We start from the raw sequence: 16,875 nt of genomic DNA on the forward strand, positions 1-16,875 counted from the left end.
ACTTCCTTATGTTAACATCTTCATTTTTCGATGTCAACTAAGTTTTTTAATTTCTTTTTTGTCGTTTTCTGCGTTTCTGCATCAGCGACGTTTATTAATTTATCATATCCTTACTCTTAGCGTCAACACTTTTTAATAAAAAATTCTTTTTCTTACATAACGAATACATTCTTCCCTATTAGCAACTCTCCGAAATAAACAAAAAATGATTTTATACCTTTCTTCCATCGCCTTTTTTACAACGCTATGTATACGCTCATCTTCAAAATCAAATAAAAGTTCCTCTAACTCTCTCTTCAGTATGTATTCCATTTCTTTTTTCTCTTCCTTCGTCAACATAATCCCAAACAAATTATCACCTCAATAACTCCTTACGTGTACCGATAAACGCCCCACTCATTTTCAATTATCAATAATGTATCACCAAAAACAAAATTCTATCACTCATTATATCCACCACTTACGATATTAATCCCTTGTTCTCTTTTTTAAATTTAAAGCATATATGTAACTGAAAAGGATTGGACAAAGGGGCGCAATATTATGTTTTTCTTTTTTATTACGAGTAAAAGAACATTTAAACACATTAGCTTAATAGTCGTACTTTCCTTATTTACAGCATGGCTACTCTTTTTAAAAACATATTCACATGAATCTGCTTTTTCAACTGCTACTGGTCCTAAAGTGATTTACAAAGGGGACACTGCAAAAAAACAAGTTGCATTCACGTTTGACATTAGCTGGGGGGACAAAAAAGCTATTCCAATCCTTAATACACTCAAAGAAAGAGAAATTAAGAATGCAACCTTCTTTCTCTCTGCTGCATGGGCTGAAAGACACCCTGATATTGTCGAACGCATCATGAAAGATGGACATGAGATTGGTAGTATGGGCTATAATTACACATCCTACACTTCACTAGAAGCAAATGAAATACGACGAGATCTTTTGCGGGCACAAGATGTTTTTACGAAACTTGGCGTAAAACAAGTCAAGCTATTACGTCCACCTAGTGGCGATTTTAACAAAACAACTCTTAAAATAGCGGAATCACTCGGATACACCATCGTTCATTGGAGTAACAATTCAAATGACTGGAAAAATCCCGGCGTAAATAAAATCATTTCCACAGTCTCTAGCAATTTAAAGGGTGGAGATATCGTCTTATTACATGCTTCTGATTCTGCCCTTCAAACAAATAAGGCTTTACCATTACTCTTACAAAAATTAAAGAGCGACGGATATGAACAAACATCTGTATCACAACTTATTTCCAACACAAGTACAAAAAGTGAAGATATTAAGTAGTTCCTTTCTACACGGTTCTTCACACATAAAAAGCTCTGCTATCTTTTGTTAAGATAGCAGAGCTTTTTTATCCTAGCATTTACAGACGATAAGAATCTGGATAATTAAAAATCCACTCTCCTCATTAAGCTGACTTACTCTTTTGTCCAATTAAACGATGCAATACAAGTAACTGATATGAATTACATAATAAAAGTGGTATCACCATTAAATATAACCAATCTGTATCATTAATCCGGAGCGCTGGTACCCATTCAAGAATTGTTACAACAACCATAAAGAACAGAGCGGGAACAAATGCTTTTTTATTCGTTTCTTTACTCTTTATATAAGCGACAATTGCCCCAAACACAAATAACATCCCAGCAACAAGTATGTTATTCCCTAATGAAACTTCCCCATTTGCAACAAGTACTGACCTTAAATAAACGAAATCAAATAATACGAACGCAATAAAGAACAGTTGCACTGTATTCCATAAAGAAGATGACCGAAACATCCCTAATCCAAAACGATGGATCGTTAAATACGCAAAGAACCCCATTTGACTTATAACACTAAAAATAAATCCTACGCCCATCAACCAAAAGGAAATTGCTAAAATCTCTTTCCCGTCGAAATTTTGAAAAAATTTAGCGTACTTGTCCCACTCTAAAACAAAACCAATAAAGACTGTGCTAATCCCACCAAGAAACAACGTCGTAAAAAATAGTCGTACCCACTTGCGGCTATTCACAACACATCCCCCATTATTCTTATATTTCTAATTAAATTGTAACAATGACAATTTCAAAAAGCTAGCCATGTTAATGTATAAATTCCTTAAAGAGATTTATATTAAAAAAAGAGAACTTTGCTGAAAGGAGCTCCAACTTATGAAACGGATGCTGCTCGTTTTGATTTCTTCTTTTCTATTTATAGCACTAGCGGCATGTGCACAAGAAAAAGAAGCAAAATCCGAACTTGATTATGATCAAACAAAAAAAATGATTGTTGATATTTTAAAAACCGATCAAGGAAAAAAAGCGATCCAAGATGTATTAACTGATGAAAAAATGAAACAAGCACTCATACTAGATGAAACAGTAGTAAAGAAAACGATTGAAGATGCACTGGTATCTGAAAAAGGGCAACAATTCTGGGAAAAGCTCTTTAAAGACCCTGAGTTCTCATCGAAATTTGCTAAAAGTATGGGAAAAGAACAAACAAACTTAATGAAAACTTTACTAAAAGATCCTGAATACCAATCAGGTGTTATAGAGATTATGAAAAATCCTGAAGTAGAGAAAATTATGTTACAAACAATGAAGAGTAAAGAATATCGTCAATATTTACAGCAAGTACTAACTGAAACTGCCGAAAGCCCTCTCTTCCAAGCTAAGATGATTGACATCATTAGTAAAGGTGTACAAAAAGCCGAAAAAGGTGGGTCTGATAAGAAAGGCGCAGGTGGTGAAGGCGGTTCTCAAGATGGGAACAAAGAACAACAATAAAAATTATAGCAATGAGTGGACAATGTATATAATGTCCACTCATTACTACTTTACTTTTGTGTAACAGCTGTTTTATCAATAACTGTCTCAGCTATCGTACGATAAATGAGACCCGTTGGATGTGTATCTTCATATACTGACGGCGCAAAGTCCTCTTTATTCCAATCAGGTTGTTGAAGTGGAATTCGGCCAAGTACATCCGTTTGGAGTTCCGTAGCCAATTTATCTCCTCCACCTCTTCCAAACACATACTCTTTTTCACCAGTTGCTTTACTTTCAAAATACGCCATATTTTCAACAACACCAAGAATACTATGTTCTGTACGTAAAGCCATGGCTCCAGCGCGCGCTGCTACAAATGCCGCTGTTGGATGCGGCGTTGTTACAATAATCTCTTTACAAGCCGGCAACATCGAATGTACATCTAAAGCAACATCACCCGTACCTGGTGGTAGGTCCAATACTAAGTAATCTAAATCACCCCACTCTACTTCTGTGAAAAAGTGATTTAACATTTTCCCAAGCATCGGTCCTCTCCAAATAACAGGTGCGTTATCTTCTACAAAGAATCCCATTGAGATTACTTTCACGCCTAGACGCTCCACTGGTATTATCTTATCACCTCTTACGATTGGACGTTTTTCTATACCCATCATATCCGGTACACTAAAACCGTAAATATCCGCGTCAATAATACCAACCTTTTTGCCTAAACGAGCTAAAGCAATTGCAAGGTTAACAGAAACAGTTGATTTCCCTACTCCACCTTTTCCACTTGCCACTGCTAAAAATGTTGTATTTGAGTTCGGTGATAATAAGGATTCACTTTTCTCTTCCTCTTGCGGTGGTGCAAACTGAGCTAATTCCTCTTCTGTAAATTCTGCAAAACGAAGTCCAACTGTTGTTGCTCCAAGTTCTTTTACTAACTTTACAATTCCAGACTGCAACTGCATTTGTTCCGCTGTACCCGTCTTTACAATTGCAATTTTAACACTTACATGTTCCTTCTCAGGCTTGACTGTCACCTCTTTAATTGCATTTGTTTCTTTTAACGTTTTATGTATAAACGGATCTACAATCCCTTCCAATGCTTCCACTACCTGCTCTTTTGTTACCATAATTAGCCCAGCCCCCTGTATGAAAAATAACGTATTGTTAATTAAATTTATCTCTCTTTATTTTTGAAATAAATGCGTTTACATTTCCAGTATAACATATTTTCGGAAAACTTCGTTAACGAGAGAAACTCGAAAAAATCCTCCTTATTCTGGAGGATTTCCTTTTTCCGTAAAATAACGTAATATACCACGATATATTGCAGCAGCTACTTTTTGTTGGTATTTCTCCGAATTTAACATATATCTTTCATTCACATTCGATAAAAAGCCAGCCTCAATTAAAGCACCTGGTGTTTTGGCATACTTCAATAAATACACGTGAGGAATTGTTTTAGCAGAACGATTCGTATTTTCTAAGCTTGTTCTCAATTCAGCTTGTATAAATTTCGCAGCCCGTTCATTTTCAATCGAAGAACGATAGTAGAACGTTTGTGCACCCTTAGATCCACTACTAGTTAGGGCATTTAAATGAATACTCGCAAAAAAGTCTACATCAGGCTTATTAATGATCTCAACACGCTTTTTTAAATCCTCTGCTTTACGTCTACTATATGACTTTGTATCTTTATTAGCTAAATCATAATCTCCTTCACGCGTTAAAATAACTAAAGCACCTTGTTCTTGTAAATAATCTTGTACCTTTTTTGTAATCTCAAGTGTGATATCTTTTTCTACAATATCCTTTCCACCAACAGCCCCTCCGTCTGGCCCACCATGCCCAGCATCTAGTACAATCACTTTCCCTGATAAGGGTAAATTCCAAGCTCGCCACGATTTTGTAATTTGAAATTCTTGTTTAACTAAAAAAAACAAAACAACCGCAGCGAGCGCAAAAGAGATAATTCGAATTCTCTTCATACCTTTCCTCCTCCAGCTAGTCCCTCTAATTACTTATATGGGACAAGAGGAAAGTTTATGCTTGTCTTAGTGTAGCTTTAATCGATATCTTCTTTCGCCTTTTTCATAGCCTTCCTGCCACCACAAGCCGATAAACTGCTGGCAAGATTCAAAAAGCAATTCCTCGTCTTGCAACTTAATTTCACGTATAGTCATACTCGTTAAAAATTGAAATAACGTTTCAGTTAATTGTTGTTCTTCTTCTAAAGCCCTATATTTTACATCAAAGAATGATTCGCCATGATAACCAAATTTACTGTATCTCGCTCCTAATAAATAAGATTCTATCCCTAGTTCAATGCAATAATCTTCATACTGACGATGAAGTTCTTGCATCTGAAAGGCATCACGAATATTTAAACGCAATGTTTTTAATGATAATTCTCGCAGCATCTTCCGCTCGTATTTTAACTGCTTTTCTTTTTGTTTTTCTTGTAAGCTGACAATGACATTCATAGTACTTATAAACCTCCCTAATACGTATTAGTCTAAACTTCTAAAGAAGAAGCATACGTAGGACGGTAGCACTAAAATATTCCAAGCTAAAAAAATTACAAAAGAAGAATTAAACATAAAAAAACCCCAACCAAAATGGTTGGGGTTTGTAGTTCTCAAAAATTAACGTTTTGAGAACTGAGGTGCACGACGTGCGCCTTTAAGACCGTATTTTTTACGCTCTTTCATACGTGCGTCACGAGTTAATAGACCCGCACGTTTTAATGTTAGACGGTATTCTGGATCAGCTTTTAATAAAGCGCGAGAAATACCGTGACGAATAGCACCAGCTTGACCAGTGTATCCACCACCATTTACGTTTACAAGTACATTGTAGTTACCTAAAGTTTCTGTTGCAACTAGAGGTTGTTTCACTACTTCACGTAATGCAGCAAATGGGATATAGTTTTCAAAATCACGACCGTTAATAATAACGCGTCCTTCGCCTGGAACTAGGCGTACGCGCGCTACTGAACTCTTACGACGTCCAGTGCCATAGTATTGAACCTGTGCCAAAGTAAGCCCTCCTTTAATTAATTATCCGCGAAGTTCGTAAACTTCTGGTTGTTGTGCTTGGTGTGGATGCTCTGCTCCAGCATACACGTTTAATTTCTTAGACACTTGACGTCCTAAACGTCCTTTTGGAAGCATGCCTTTAATTGCAAGCTCTAACATTTGTACAGGGTAGTTTGTACGCATTTCTAGAGCTGTTCTTTGCTTAAGTCCACCTGGGTGGTTAGTGTGACGGTAGTAAATTTTATCGTTTAATTTATTACCTGTTAAATGAATTTTCTCAGCGTTAATAATAATTACATGATCACCCGTGTCAACGTGTGGTGTAAATGTTGGTTTGTGTTTACCACGTAAAATGGATGCTACTTCAGTAGATAGGCGACCTAAAGTTTGACCTTCAGCATCAACCACATACCATTTACGCTCAACTTCGTTAGCTTTTGCCATAAAAGTCGTACGCATGTGTTTCCCTCCTCGTTATCTTTTCCATAGAAAAAATCTATTGTTTATCTTAAACACGATTTCCTTCCGGGGCTAATCGTGGTTTTAGAAACAATACCATATGTTATGATATACTTTTGAGTTTCTAATGTCAAGCAAATGTTACACCAGGATTAGTTGTTATAGTTTACCTGCCATAAGTAAAGTCCATGACCTGGAGCCATCTTTCCAGCAAACTGGCGATTTTGCTTCGCTAAAATCTCTGGAATACTATCCGGATCAAGCTTTCCTTGACCTACGCTAAGTAACGTACCAACAATAATTCTGACCATATTATATAAAAATCCATTACCTACAAAGCGAAAAATTAATTCATCGTCTTGCTCAATTAATTCGATTTCATAAATTGTTCGTACTTTATCTTTTTTGTCAGTTTTTGCCGAACAAAAAGAAGTAAAGTCATGCGTTCCAATAAAATAAGGAATCGCTTTTCTTATAGAGTTTATTTCGAGTGGATATGGATATTGATATACGTAATTTCTACGGAATACATCCGCAGTCTTTGATAATAATACACGATAGCGATATTCTTTTTTCTCGACACCGTAACGTGCATGAAATTCTTCTGTTTTCTTCTCTACCTGCCTGATAATAATATCATCCGGCAACATTGTATTTAAAGCATTACTCCATTGCCACTCTTCAAGAGACAAAGGTGTATCAAAGTGTATCACTTGTCCTTTGGCGTGAACAGTAGAATCCGTTCTGCCTGATGCCTGCACACGAACAAGTTCTCCTTTATGCAACTTCTGCAATGCTTTCTCTATTTCTTGTTGAACAGTCCGATGCTGTGGTTGAATTTGGTAACCACAAAAATGAATGCCATCATATGCAACTGTACATTTTATTCTTTCCATTTCTCTATTCTCCATTACGACCGCACCCATGCCAAAATACAAGCTAAACAAAGTAAGCTTACAATTGTTACTGTATCACTTATTTTCCAGCGTAGTTGCCTAAATTTAGTACGTCCTTCGCCACTTTTATATCCACGAGATTCCATCGCAATCGCTAAGTCCTCTGCACGCTTAAAAGCACTGATAAATAATGGAACGAGTAGTGAGATAATAGCTTTCATCCTATCTTTTATAGGTCCCCCGGCGAAATCAATGCCCCGTGACGCTTGTGCTTTCATAATTTTACTCGTTTCATCCATTAATGTCGGGATAAAACGTAGTGAAATTGACATCATTAATGCGATTTCATGAACAGGAACTTTTATACGCTTGAACGGCTTTAATAACGTCTCCAACCCATCTGTAATTTCAATAGGTGTCGTCGTTAACGTTAATAATGTCGTCATTAAAATAATAACGAAGAATCGTATAGAAATGTATATCCCTTGCTCTAATCCTTTTTCATGTATCGAAAACCAACCAAGCTGGAATAGTACTTCCCCTTCTTTATTTGTAAAAATATGCAGGAAAAATGTAAAAAGAAAAATCCAAAGAATTGGTTTTAAGCCCGAAAGTACATAACGAATCGGCACTTTTGCAAAAAATAAAGCAATGAGTGCATATAAAAATAAAAATCCATATGAAATCGCATTATTTGCTAAGAAAACAACAAATACATATAAAAAGACAATCAACAGCTTCGTACGAGGATCAAGTTGATGAATGATTGACTGACCTGGAATATATCTCCCAATAATCAACTGCTGCATGATTCATGACCACCTTTTCGTAACACCTGTACAACTTCATGAGTAAGATCCTCTAAAGATAAGGTAGCCTTCGAAATTGAAATACCAAACTTCTCTTCAATTGCACGTTTATACTTTAAAGACATTGGAAGATCCACACCGATTTGTTCTAATTCATCAGCATATGAAAATACTTCCTCTGCTCTTCCTTGCAAAAAGACCGTTCCTTTATGCATGACCACTATTTGATCTGCATACTTAGCGGCATCCTCCATATTATGGGTAACAAGAATGACTGTAAGCCCCTGTTCCTTATGCAAATTGTAAAACATCTCCATGAGCTCGTGCTGTCCTTTTGGATCAAGCCCTGCTGTAGGTTCATCTAATACAAGCACTTCGGGTTCCATCGCAAGTACGCCTGCTATTGCAACACGCCTCATTTGCCCACCGCTTAATTCAAACGGAGAACGTGCTAATAACTCTATGTCCAATCCAACAAGCTGGATTGCATCTTTCGCCTTTTGTTTTGCCTCTTCTTCAGATACACCAAAATTAGTCGGTCCAAAACAAATGTCCTTTTCAACTGTTTCTTCAAATAGTTGATGTTCTGGAAACTGAAAGACAACCCCTACTTTTTTTCGTAGCGGCTTAAGCTTTTTCTCTTTTTTCCCTGCTGAAATTAAATGTTCACCAATTTGAACCGTACCATTTGTCGGCTGCAATAAACCATTTAAATGTTGAATCATCGTCGACTTACCTGAACCAGTATGACCGATAATGGCATAATAGCCCCCACTTGGAAACGACACGTCTACATCATAAAGTGCGCGTCTTTCAAATGGAGTTTTATATTGATAACGATGTTCTACTTTTTGGAATGTAATCTCCAAAGTTCGTTCACCAAGCTTTCCATTGTAAGATGCGTATTTTGCAAGTGAATTTCATTTCTTTTTAATAATTCTGCTATTTTCACCGAAAAAGGTACATCTAATCCAATCTCTTGGAGCATATGAGAGGATTTGAAAATTTGCTCTGGAGTACCTTCCTCTAGTATTTCTCCCTTGTTCAAAATAATAATACGGTCTGACTGTGCCGCTTCTTCTAAATCGTGCGTAATCGATAATACCGTAATACCCTTTTGATCAACAAGTTGTCTGACCGTTTCTACTACTTCACGTCTCCCCTGAGGGTCTAACATTGAAGTTGCTTCATCTAGTATTAAAATAGATGGTTGAAGTGCTAGAACACCTGCTATTGCGACTCGCTGCTTTTGTCCACCAGATAACGAATGGGGTTCTTCATTTAAAAAATCTTCCATACGGACAAGTTGCAGAGCTTGTTCTAGTCTTTCTATCATCTGCTCCCTTGGCATTCCGATGTTCTCTAGGCCGAATACAACGTCATCTTGTACTGTCGTTCCAACAAATTGATTATCTGGATTTTGGAATACCATGCCAATTTGCTTTCGAACATCCCATACTGTTTCCTCTGATAAAATCATTGTATCATTTAAAGTAATTTTCCCTGATTCCGGTAAAAATAAGCCATTCAATAATTTTGCAAGTGTAGACTTCCCTGAACCATTTTGTCCAATAACAGATACCCATTCTCCTTCATATAAGGAAAACGAAACATCTTTTAATGCATAAGAGGCTGCCCCAGGATATTGAAATGATATATTTTCTGTCCGAAGTTTCTCTTTTTTCAATACAAGGCACCCTTTCTTTCGTCAAGTTAGCCTATTTTTATACTTAAAAAAAAAGGGCCATGACCAGTTACTTGAAAAGAACTGTCCTGCCCTTTTAATCATCATTATACTAACTCGATAATTACCATTGGTGCTGCGTCTCCGCGACGTGGACCAATTTTTGCAATACGAGTGTATCCGCCTTGGCGCTCAGCATAGCGTGGAGCTACATCAGCGAATAATTTTTGAAGTGCATCTTGACCAGTCTCAGCGTTAGCAACCTCATTACGGATGAAAGCTGCTGCTTGACGACGAGCATGAAGATCTCCGCGTTTACCTAAAGTGATCATTTTTTCCACTACAGAACGAAGTTCTTTTGCACGAGTTTCTGTCGTTTGGATGCGCTCGTTGATAATTAAATCAGTAGCTAAATCACGTAACATAGCTTTACGTTGCGCACTTGTACGGCCTAATTTTCTGTATGCCATTCGTAGTTCCCTCCTTTGTTGATGGGTTTAAATCCTCAGTCGTCTTTACGTAAACCTAAACCTAATTCCTCAAGTTTATGTTTAACTTCTTCTAAGGATTTACGTCCTAAGTTACGAACTTTCATCATATCTTCTTCTGTTTTGTTCGCAAGCTCTTGTACAGTATTAATTCCTGCACGTTTTAGGCAATTATAAGAACGAACAGAAAGATCTAGTTCTTCGATAGTCATCTCAAGAACTTTTTCTTTTTGATCTTCTTCCTTCTCGACCATAATCTCAGCATTTTGTGCTTCGTCAGTTAAACCAACAAAGATATTTAAATGCTCAGTTAAGATTTTGGCACCTAAAGAGATAGCTTCTTTTGGCCCGATGCTTCCATCCGTCCATACATCAAGCGTAAGCTTATCATAATTAGCCACTTGTCCGACACGTGTCTTTTCCACTTGGTAAGTCACACGTGATACTGGAGTATAAATAGAATCAATAGGAATTACTCCTATTGGTTGATCTTCGCTTTTATTTGCATCAGCTGGCGTATACCCACGGCCACGCTTTGCAGTTAAACGCATGCGGAAATGCGCATTTTTTGCTAACGTCGCAATGTGTAAATCTGGATTTAAGATTTCAACATCACTATCGTGAGTAATATCAGCAGCTGTGACAATACCTTCGCCCTGTACATCGATTTCCAACGTCTTCTCTTCTTCAGAGTAGATTTTAAGAGCTAACTTTTTCAAGTTTAAGATCATCGTCGTAACGTCTTCTACTACGCCCTCAACTGTTGAAAATTCGTGTAAAACGCCATCGATTTGGATAGCAGTTACAGCGGCACCAGGGAGTGAGGATAAAAGAATACGACGTAAGGAGTTACCCAAAGTAGTACCATATCCACGCTCAAGCGGTTCAATCACGAATTTGCCATACTTAGCATCTTCGTTAAGTTCAACCGTTTCGATTTTCGGTTTTTCGATTTCAATCATTAACTAAACCCTCCTTCAAAACGTCGAAACCCCGGTTAAACAAAGGAAGAACCTCTGTTTAACCGAAAGTCCCCCTTAGGCAGTTCCCGATTGTGCACAACAAGCGATGTTTCTGTACGAAATTTCTCGATAATGCATCATATCCATTATAGACAAAAGGGAAAATTCTATACAGAAAAATTACACACGACGACGTTTTGGTGGACGACATCCATTATGAGGAACTGGAGTAACATCTCTAATTGCTGTTACTTCTAGACCTGCCGCTTGAAGAGCACGAATTGCAGCTTCACGACCAGCACCAGGACCTTTAACAGTAACCTCTAAAGTTTTTAAACCATGCTCCATTGCAACTTTAGAAGCAGCTTCAGCAGCCATTTGCGCAGCGAATGGAGTAGATTTACGAGATCCACGGAAACCAAGTGCACCAGCACTAGACCAAGAAAGTGCGTTACCATGAGTATCTGTAAGTGTTACGATTGTGTTGTTGAAAGTAGAACGAATATGAGCTATACCAGCTTCAATATTCTTTTTCACACGTTTTTTACGAGTGTTTGTTTTACGTGCCATTGTTAGTTCAACCTCCTTTACTTATTATTTCTTTTTATTTGCTACTGTACGACGTGGACCTTTACGTGTACGAGCATTGTTTTTAGAGTTTTGACCACGAACTGGTAAACCACGACGGTGACGAAGACCACGGTAAGAACCGATCTCCATTAGACGTTTAATGTTAAGAGATACTTCACGACGAAGGTCTCCCTCAACTTTAATACGATCGATGATATCACGGATACGTCCTAATTCATCTTCCGATAAATCACGAACTCGTGTTTCCGAAGAAATACCAGCTTCTGTAAGAATTTTTTCAGCAGTTGTGCGACCAATGCCGAATACGTAAGTTAAAGAAATAACAACGCGCTTGTCACGAGGAATATCTACACCTGCGATACGTGCCATTTTGAATGCACCTCCTTCTGATTAACCTTGTTTTTGTTTATGTTTAGGGTTTTCACAAATAACCATTACTTTTCCACGTCTACGAATAACTTTACATTTTTCGCAGATTGGTTTAACTGACGGTCTTACTTTCATGTCTCGAACCTCCTTAAAGATTACGGAGTGCTATATTATTTAAAACGGTACGTAATACGACCACGATTTAAATCGTACGGAGATAATTCTACCGTAACTTTGTCTCCTGGTAAAATACGAATGAAGTTCATACGGATTTTACCAGAAACGTGAGCCAATACGACATGCCCATTCTCTAATTCTACTTTGAACATAGCATTTGGCAACGTTTCAAGAACGGTACCTTCGACTTCAATTACATCATCTTTAGCCATTCAATAGTTCTCCCTTCTTCAAATCAGTAACATTTTACACTGCTCTGAAATCCCGGAGAGCCAGCTACTTATAAAGTGGTAAGGATTTCGTATCCTGCTTCTGTAAGAGCAATCGTGTGCTCAAAATGGGCACACCATTTACCATCTACCGTTACCACTGTCCAGTCATCAGATAGTGTTTTTACATATCGTCTTCCTTGATTCACCATCGGCTCAACACAGATGACCATTCCCGGCTTTAATCTAGGGCCTCTATTTGGTGGACCATAGTGCGGGATTTGAGGGTCCTCATGTAAGTCTTGCCCGATTCCGTGACCAACATACTCCCTAACGATCGAGAACCCATTCTCTTCAGCATGTGTTTGAACCGCATGCGAGATATTTGATAATCTTTCGCCTGGTTTTACTTGTTCTAGACCAAGATACAACGATTTTTCTGTGACATCAAGTAGCTTTTGAACAGATTCAGAAATGTTTCCAACTGGATACGTCCATGCAGAATCACCATGGTACCCATTGTATTTCGCACCAATATCGATACTGATGATATCGCCCTCTTCGAGCTTACGCTTCCCTGGAATCCCGTGTACAAGCTCTTCATTTACAGAAGCACAAATGCTCCCCGGAAATCCGTTGTATCCTTTAAAAGATGGCGTAGCACCATATTTTCGAATCGTCTTTTCCGCTATTTGATCGAGCTCTTTCGTTGTAATTCCTGGAGTAATATGTTGTTTCAACTCTTGATGAGTTAAAGCAACGATCCTGCCAGCTTCTCGCATGATTTCTATCTCGCGAGGAGTTTTGCAGATGATCATTACGCTAAGTCTCCGATGAGAACATCGATATCAGCAAATACTTTATTGATATCTTGCTCACCATTAATGCTTTGTAAGTAGCCAAGCTCCTCGTAGAAATCAAGCAAAGGTTTTGTTTGCTTAATATTTACATCTAAACGATTTGCTACAGTTTCTTCATTGTCATCAGAGCGTTGATATAATTCGCCACCACATTTATCGCACACATCAGCTTTTGCTGGCGGATTGAATTCTAAGTGGTAAGTCGCACCGCATTCTTTACAAATGCGACGGCCTGTAAGACGTTTTAATAACAACCCTGAATCCACATTAATGTTTAAAACATAGTCGATTTTTTTGCCAAGATCTTTCATAATCTCTTCAAGAGCTGATGCTTGTGCAACAGTTCGTGGGAAACCATCTAATAAGAAGCCTTTAATACAGTCTTCTTGGCTTAAACGTTCACGAACAATTCCAATTGTAACTTCATCTGGAACAAGCGCACCTTTATCAATAAAAGATTTTGCTTGTAAACCAAGTTCAGTTTCAGCCTTCATAGCTGCACGGAACATATCTCCTGTTGAGATGTGAGGGATGTTATACTTGGCAATAATCTGTTCGGCTTGTGTACCTTTACCAGCACCAGGAAGCCCCATTAAAATCAAGTTCATCCTTGTTCCCCCTCAGTACATGAGCATGTAGGGAAGACAGTTCTTCCCACTTACTCACTGCTTGATAAACCCTTTGTAATGGCGTTTTACCAATTGGCTTTCTAGCTGCTTCATTGTTTCTAAAGCAACGCCGACAACGATTAACATACTCGTTCCACCAATCTGTGCAGATGGAGGAAGATTTCCCAATTTCGTAAAGATAACTGGTAAGATTGCAATCGCTGCTAGGAAAATTGATCCCACAAAGGTCAAACGATACAAGATTTTTGTTAGATATTGTTCTGTATTCTTACCCGGACGAATACCTGGAACATATCCACCTTGCTTGTTTAGATTCTCTGACATTTGCTCTGGATTAACCTGAACAAATGCATAGAAATATGTGAAGGCTACAATGAGCGCAACATATATGATCATTCCCACTGGGTGAGAATAGTTAAAGTTTGCAATAATCCACTGCGACACATCATGTTTCGGGAAGAACTGTGCAATAGTTGGAGGCGTAATTAAGAATGAAACAGCAAAAATGACTGGAATAACACCCGCACTATTTACCTTAAGTGGTAAATGAGTGTTTTGTGCTCCAGCATGATTCCCATTCCCTCCTGTTACACGCTTCGCGTATTGAATTGGGATCTTTCTAACAGCCTGTTGAATGAAAATAACACCAACAATAACCGCTAGCACAGCTAGTAAAATCAATGCAACTTTAACGATACTCATGAACAATTGATCTCCGATATTTTGAAACTGTTGTTGATACACTTGAGATATAACACTTGGGATCGCTGCGGCAATACCACCAAAGATAAGAATGGAAATACCATTACCTACACCTTTAGATGTAATCTGTTCACCTAACCACATTAAAAATGCAGTACCAGCAGTCAGTACCGTAGCAATGTATAAATAAGTGCTCCAACCTGGATTCAAAATTAATTGCCCACCTACCATACCGTTAAAACCGATTGACATACCAAACCCCTGAATAAACGCAAGAACAATTGTAAAGTAACGCGTGAATTGCGTTAGTTTACGACGGCCCATTTCGCCTTGCTTCGACCATTCCGAAAATTTAGGAACAACATCCATCTGCAATAATTGCACGATGATGGATGCTGTAATATACGGCATGATTCCCATCGCGAAGATGGAGAAGTTCTTCAAGGCGCCACCGCCAAATGTATTTAGGATACCTAAGGCATTTAATTGATCTTGTGCTTTCAGTACGTCTCCATTTGTAAATGGCACTGGGATAAACGTGCCAATCCTGAATACGACTAACATCGCTAAAGTGAATAATATTTTACGTCTTATCTCAGCAACGCGCATAAAGTTGGAGATTGTACGAAACATTAGATCACCTCAACTGATCCGCCAGCTGCTTCAATTGCTTCTTTAGCACTTGAAGAGAACTTGTGCGCTTTAACAGTTAATTTTTTCTCTACTGCTCCGCTTGCAAGAATTTTAACACCGTCGTTTAACTTGCTGATAACGCCAGTTTCCAGCAATAATTCAGGTGTTACTTCTGTACCATCTTCAAAACGATTTAACGTTGATAAGTTTACAATAGTAAACTCTTTACGGTTAATGTTTGTGAAGCCGCGTTTTGGTAAACGACGGAATAGTGGAGTTTGACCACCTTCGAAGCCAAGACGAACACCGCCGCCAGAACGTGCGTTTTGTCCTTTATGACCTCTACCAGCAGTTTTACCGTTACCAGAACCGATACCACGACCGACACGGTTACGTACTTTACGAGAACCTTCTGCAGGTTTTAATTCATGAAGTTTCATTCCCAGGCACCTCCTTATATTAATGAGTTATCCTTAAGCTTCTTTTACAGAGATAAGGTGAGAAACTTTGTTGATCATACCAAGAATAGCAGGAGTTTCTTCCTTAACTACAGTTGAATTCAACTTTTTAAGACCTAAAGCTTCTACCGTCGCACGTTGATCTTGTGGACGACCAATTACACTACGAGTGAGGGTAATTTCTAACTTTTTCGCCATTTGTTTTCCCTCCTTAACCTAGTAGCTCTTCTACAGATTTACCGCGTAATTTTGCAACATCTTCAGCGCGCTTAAGTTCGCTTAATCCGTTCACAGTAGCGCGAATCATGTTGATTGGTGTGTTAGAACCAAGAGATTTCGAAAGAATATCTTGTACACCAGCTAATTCTAGTACCGCACGAACAGGTCCACCAGCAATAACACCAGTACCCTCAGCAGCAGGTTTTAAGAATACTTCACCAGCTCCAAAATGACCGTTGATTGTGTGAGGAATTGTTGTACCAACTAATGGTACAGCGATTAGGTTTTTCTTAGCGTCTTCGATAGCTTTACGGATTGCGTCTGGTACCTCTTGTGCTTTACCAGTACCGAATCCAACATGACCGTTTTTATCGCCAACTACAACTAGTGCAGCAAAGCGGAAACGACGACCACCCTTAACAACTTTCGCGACACGATTTATCGTAACTACACGTTCTTCAAGTTCTAATTTACTTGGGTCAATGCGTTGCATCAATTTTCCCTCCTTTGACCATTAAAATTGTAATCCAGCCTCACGAGCAGCTTCAGCTAGAGCTTTAACACGGCCATGGTATAAGTAACCACCGCGATCAAATACTACTTCTTTAACGCCTTTCTCTACAGCACGCTTAGCAACTGATTCTCCAACTTTCGTAGCAGCTTCAGTATTGCTAGTACCGTTAAGAGCAAGGTCTTTATCAAGAGTAGATGCACTTACTAATGTTACACCATTTACATCATCAATAACTTGAGCGTAAATATGTTGGTTAGAACGGTACACGTTTAAACGTGGACGTTCTGCAGTACCAGTAAGTTTAGCACGTACACGTGCATGTCTTTTCTTACGAGTCGCATTTTTAGCAGCTTTAGTGATCATTCTTGTCACTCCTTTCTTTCACCTAA

At 38.4% G+C, this 16,875-nt stretch carries 26 protein-coding genes; 2 read left to right on the top strand and 24 right to left on the bottom strand.

Features of this window, described 5'->3' with window-relative positions; all coding sequences use genetic code 11:
• Positions 1-132: 132 nt before the first annotated feature.
• Positions 133-351, bottom strand: coding sequence for a hypothetical protein (locus B5P42_RS28850; RefSeq protein WP_113735876.1), 219 nt, complete (start codon positions 349-351; stop codon positions 133-135).
• Between the two features lie 192 nt (positions 352-543).
• Between B5P42_RS28850 and pdaB the strand changes: the two genes are divergently transcribed.
• Positions 544-1,308, top strand: a complete 765-nt coding sequence (gene pdaB / locus B5P42_RS28855; RefSeq protein ID WP_002029332.1) for a polysaccharide deacetylase family sporulation protein PdaB — start codon at positions 544-546, stop codon at positions 1,306-1,308.
• Positions 1,309-1,432: 124 nt separating this feature from the next.
• On the opposite strand, the gene kbaA is transcribed toward pdaB, so the two are convergent.
• Positions 1,433-2,044: a KinB signaling pathway activation protein KbaA gene (gene kbaA, locus B5P42_RS28860; protein WP_002124701.1), complete on the bottom strand. Its 612-nt coding sequence runs from the start codon at positions 2,042-2,044 to the stop codon at positions 1,433-1,435.
• 139 nt (positions 2,045-2,183) lie between these two features.
• On the opposite strand from kbaA, the gene gerD reads away from it, so the two are divergent.
• A complete protein-coding gene (gerD, locus tag B5P42_RS28865; protein ID WP_002091554.1) occupies positions 2,184-2,801 on the top strand; it encodes a spore germination lipoprotein GerD in 618 nt (205 codons plus the stop codon).
• 50 nt (positions 2,802-2,851) lie between these two features.
• On the opposite strand, the gene B5P42_RS28870 is transcribed toward gerD, so the two are convergent.
• The 22 genes from B5P42_RS28870 to rplR form a co-directional block, all read right to left on the bottom strand.
• Positions 2,852-3,919 carry an Mrp/NBP35 family ATP-binding protein gene (locus B5P42_RS28870; protein WP_113735877.1) on the bottom strand — a complete coding sequence of 356 codons (1,068 nt, stop codon included), beginning with the start codon at positions 3,917-3,919 and terminating at the stop codon, positions 2,852-2,854.
• A gap of 144 nt (positions 3,920-4,063) precedes the next feature.
• Positions 4,064-4,777 carry an N-acetylmuramoyl-L-alanine amidase CwlD gene (gene cwlD, locus B5P42_RS28875; RefSeq protein ID WP_002009721.1) on the bottom strand — a complete coding sequence of 238 codons (714 nt, stop codon included), beginning with the start codon at positions 4,775-4,777 and terminating at the stop codon, positions 4,064-4,066.
• Between the two features lie 66 nt (positions 4,778-4,843).
• The gene (locus B5P42_RS28880) at positions 4,844-5,272 is read right to left on the bottom strand and encodes a DUF2521 family protein (RefSeq protein ID WP_002029335.1); all 429 of its coding nucleotides are present in this window, start codon (positions 5,270-5,272) and stop codon (positions 4,844-4,846) included.
• A gap of 162 nt (positions 5,273-5,434) precedes the next feature.
• Entirely contained in the window at positions 5,435-5,827 is a 393-nt protein-coding gene (gene rpsI, locus B5P42_RS28885) for a 30S ribosomal protein S9 (protein WP_002009728.1), read from the bottom strand.
• 21 nt (positions 5,828-5,848) lie between these two features.
• A complete protein-coding gene (gene rplM / locus B5P42_RS28890) occupies positions 5,849-6,286 on the bottom strand; it encodes a 50S ribosomal protein L13 (RefSeq protein ID WP_002029337.1) in 438 nt (145 codons plus the stop codon).
• 152 nt (positions 6,287-6,438) lie between these two features.
• Complete coding sequence (truA, locus tag B5P42_RS28895; RefSeq protein WP_002124694.1) at positions 6,439-7,182, bottom strand: tRNA pseudouridine(38-40) synthase TruA; 744 nt, start codon at positions 7,180-7,182, stop codon at positions 6,439-6,441.
• A 14-nt stretch (positions 7,183-7,196) separates the two neighbouring features.
• Positions 7,197-7,991, bottom strand: a complete 795-nt coding sequence (locus B5P42_RS28900) for an energy-coupling factor transporter transmembrane component T family protein (protein WP_016126450.1) — start codon at positions 7,989-7,991, stop codon at positions 7,197-7,199.
• A complete protein-coding gene (locus B5P42_RS28905) occupies positions 7,979-8,860 on the bottom strand; it encodes an energy-coupling factor ABC transporter ATP-binding protein (protein ID WP_002124690.1) in 882 nt (293 codons plus the stop codon). The genes B5P42_RS28900 and B5P42_RS28905 overlap by 13 nt, the downstream gene beginning before the upstream one ends.
• Positions 8,836-9,678, bottom strand: a complete 843-nt coding sequence (locus B5P42_RS28910; protein ID WP_002009740.1) for an energy-coupling factor ABC transporter ATP-binding protein — start codon at positions 9,676-9,678, stop codon at positions 8,836-8,838. The genes B5P42_RS28905 and B5P42_RS28910 overlap by 25 nt, the downstream gene beginning before the upstream one ends.
• Positions 9,679-9,782: 104 nt before the next feature.
• Positions 9,783-10,145, bottom strand: coding sequence for a 50S ribosomal protein L17 (gene rplQ, locus B5P42_RS28915; protein WP_000331490.1), 363 nt, complete (start codon positions 10,143-10,145; stop codon positions 9,783-9,785).
• 35 nt (positions 10,146-10,180) lie between these two features.
• Positions 10,181-11,125 (bottom strand): DNA-directed RNA polymerase subunit alpha, encoded by a 945-nt coding sequence (locus B5P42_RS28920; protein ID WP_002009743.1) that lies wholly within the window; start codon positions 11,123-11,125, stop codon positions 10,181-10,183.
• Positions 11,126-11,305: 180 nt separating this feature from the next.
• A complete protein-coding gene (gene rpsK / locus B5P42_RS28925; protein WP_002009745.1) occupies positions 11,306-11,695 on the bottom strand; it encodes a 30S ribosomal protein S11 in 390 nt (129 codons plus the stop codon).
• A gap of 24 nt (positions 11,696-11,719) precedes the next feature.
• Positions 11,720-12,085, bottom strand: a complete 366-nt coding sequence (gene rpsM, locus B5P42_RS28930) for a 30S ribosomal protein S13 (RefSeq protein WP_002009746.1) — start codon at positions 12,083-12,085, stop codon at positions 11,720-11,722.
• A 21-nt stretch (positions 12,086-12,106) separates the two neighbouring features.
• Entirely contained in the window at positions 12,107-12,220 is a 114-nt protein-coding gene (gene rpmJ / locus B5P42_RS28935; RefSeq protein ID WP_000868344.1) for a 50S ribosomal protein L36, read from the bottom strand.
• 35 nt (positions 12,221-12,255) lie between these two features.
• Complete coding sequence (infA, locus tag B5P42_RS28940; protein WP_001029884.1) at positions 12,256-12,474, bottom strand: translation initiation factor IF-1; 219 nt, start codon at positions 12,472-12,474, stop codon at positions 12,256-12,258.
• A gap of 68 nt (positions 12,475-12,542) precedes the next feature.
• On the bottom strand, positions 12,543-13,289 hold the full coding sequence (gene map / locus B5P42_RS28945) for a type I methionyl aminopeptidase (protein ID WP_000582542.1): 747 nt from the start codon (positions 13,287-13,289) through the stop codon (positions 12,543-12,545).
• Entirely contained in the window at positions 13,289-13,939 is a 651-nt protein-coding gene (locus B5P42_RS28950) for an adenylate kinase (RefSeq protein WP_002009751.1), read from the bottom strand. Before B5P42_RS28950 ends, map begins: the two co-directional genes overlap by 1 nt.
• Positions 13,940-13,993: 54 nt before the next feature.
• Positions 13,994-15,295 carry a preprotein translocase subunit SecY gene (gene secY, locus B5P42_RS28955; protein WP_002091534.1) on the bottom strand — a complete coding sequence of 434 codons (1,302 nt, stop codon included), beginning with the start codon at positions 15,293-15,295 and terminating at the stop codon, positions 13,994-13,996.
• Entirely contained in the window at positions 15,295-15,735 is a 441-nt protein-coding gene (gene rplO, locus B5P42_RS28960) for a 50S ribosomal protein L15 (protein ID WP_002009754.1), read from the bottom strand. The genes secY and rplO overlap by 1 nt, the downstream gene beginning before the upstream one ends.
• 33 nt (positions 15,736-15,768) lie before the next feature.
• Positions 15,769-15,951 carry a 50S ribosomal protein L30 gene (rpmD, locus tag B5P42_RS28965; protein ID WP_002009757.1) on the bottom strand — a complete coding sequence of 61 codons (183 nt, stop codon included), beginning with the start codon at positions 15,949-15,951 and terminating at the stop codon, positions 15,769-15,771.
• 13 nt (positions 15,952-15,964) lie between these two features.
• A complete protein-coding gene (gene rpsE / locus B5P42_RS28970; RefSeq protein ID WP_002009759.1) occupies positions 15,965-16,465 on the bottom strand; it encodes a 30S ribosomal protein S5 in 501 nt (166 codons plus the stop codon).
• Positions 16,466-16,486: 21 nt separating this feature from the next.
• Positions 16,487-16,849: a 50S ribosomal protein L18 gene (gene rplR / locus B5P42_RS28975; protein ID WP_002009761.1), complete on the bottom strand. Its 363-nt coding sequence runs from the start codon at positions 16,847-16,849 to the stop codon at positions 16,487-16,489.
• Positions 16,850-16,875 lie beyond the last annotated feature (26 nt).

The organism is Bacillus sp. SRB_331 (genome assembly GCF_003264175.1).
In the GTDB taxonomy this organism is placed as follows: Bacteria; Bacillota; Bacilli; order Bacillales; family Bacillaceae_G; genus Bacillus_A; species Bacillus_A mycoides.

Bases quoted from the DNA above. Each gene is read 5' to 3' on its own strand.
- pdaB (WP_002029332.1), top strand. From the start codon at position 544: ATGTTTTTCTTTTTTATTACGAGTAAAAGAACATTTAAACACATTAGC.
- gerD (WP_002091554.1), top strand. From the start codon at position 2,184: ATGAAACGGATGCTGCTCGTTTTGATTTCTTCTTTTCTATTTATAGCA.
- B5P42_RS28870 (WP_113735877.1), bottom strand. From the start codon at position 3,919: ATGGTAACAAAAGAGCAGGTAGTGGAAGCATTGGAAGGGATTGTAGAT.
- cwlD (WP_002009721.1), bottom strand. From the start codon at position 4,777: ATGAAGAGAATTCGAATTATCTCTTTTGCGCTCGCTGCGGTTGTTTTG.
- B5P42_RS28880 (WP_002029335.1), bottom strand. From the start codon at position 5,272: ATGAATGTCATTGTCAGCTTACAAGAAAAACAAAAAGAAAAGCAGTTA.
- rplM (WP_002029337.1), bottom strand. From the start codon at position 6,286: ATGCGTACGACTTTTATGGCAAAAGCTAACGAAGTTGAGCGTAAATGG.
- truA (WP_002124694.1), bottom strand. From the start codon at position 7,182: ATGGAAAGAATAAAATGTACAGTTGCATATGATGGCATTCATTTTTGT.
- B5P42_RS28900 (WP_016126450.1), bottom strand. From the start codon at position 7,991: ATGCAGCAGTTGATTATTGGGAGATATATTCCAGGTCAGTCAATCATT.
- rplQ (WP_000331490.1), bottom strand. From the start codon at position 10,145: ATGGCATACAGAAAATTAGGCCGTACAAGTGCGCAACGTAAAGCTATG.
- B5P42_RS28920 (WP_002009743.1), bottom strand. From the start codon at position 11,125: ATGATTGAAATCGAAAAACCGAAAATCGAAACGGTTGAACTTAACGAA.
- rpsK (WP_002009745.1), bottom strand. From the start codon at position 11,695: ATGGCACGTAAAACAAACACTCGTAAAAAACGTGTGAAAAAGAATATT.
- rpsM (WP_002009746.1), bottom strand. From the start codon at position 12,085: ATGGCACGTATCGCAGGTGTAGATATTCCTCGTGACAAGCGCGTTGTT.
- rpmJ (WP_000868344.1), bottom strand. From the start codon at position 12,220: ATGAAAGTAAGACCGTCAGTTAAACCAATCTGCGAAAAATGTAAAGTT.
- infA (WP_001029884.1), bottom strand. From the start codon at position 12,474: ATGGCTAAAGATGATGTAATTGAAGTCGAAGGTACCGTTCTTGAAACG.
- map (WP_000582542.1), bottom strand. From the start codon at position 13,289: ATGATCATCTGCAAAACTCCTCGCGAGATAGAAATCATGCGAGAAGCT.
- B5P42_RS28950 (WP_002009751.1), bottom strand. From the start codon at position 13,939: ATGAACTTGATTTTAATGGGGCTTCCTGGTGCTGGTAAAGGTACACAA.
- secY (WP_002091534.1), bottom strand. From the start codon at position 15,295: ATGTTTCGTACAATCTCCAACTTTATGCGCGTTGCTGAGATAAGACGT.
- rplO (WP_002009754.1), bottom strand. From the start codon at position 15,735: ATGAAACTTCATGAATTAAAACCTGCAGAAGGTTCTCGTAAAGTACGT.
- rpmD (WP_002009757.1), bottom strand. From the start codon at position 15,951: ATGGCGAAAAAGTTAGAAATTACCCTCACTCGTAGTGTAATTGGTCGT.
- rpsE (WP_002009759.1), bottom strand. From the start codon at position 16,465: ATGCAACGCATTGACCCAAGTAAATTAGAACTTGAAGAACGTGTAGTT.
- rplR (WP_002009761.1), bottom strand. From the start codon at position 16,849: ATGATCACTAAAGCTGCTAAAAATGCGACTCGTAAGAAAAGACATGCA.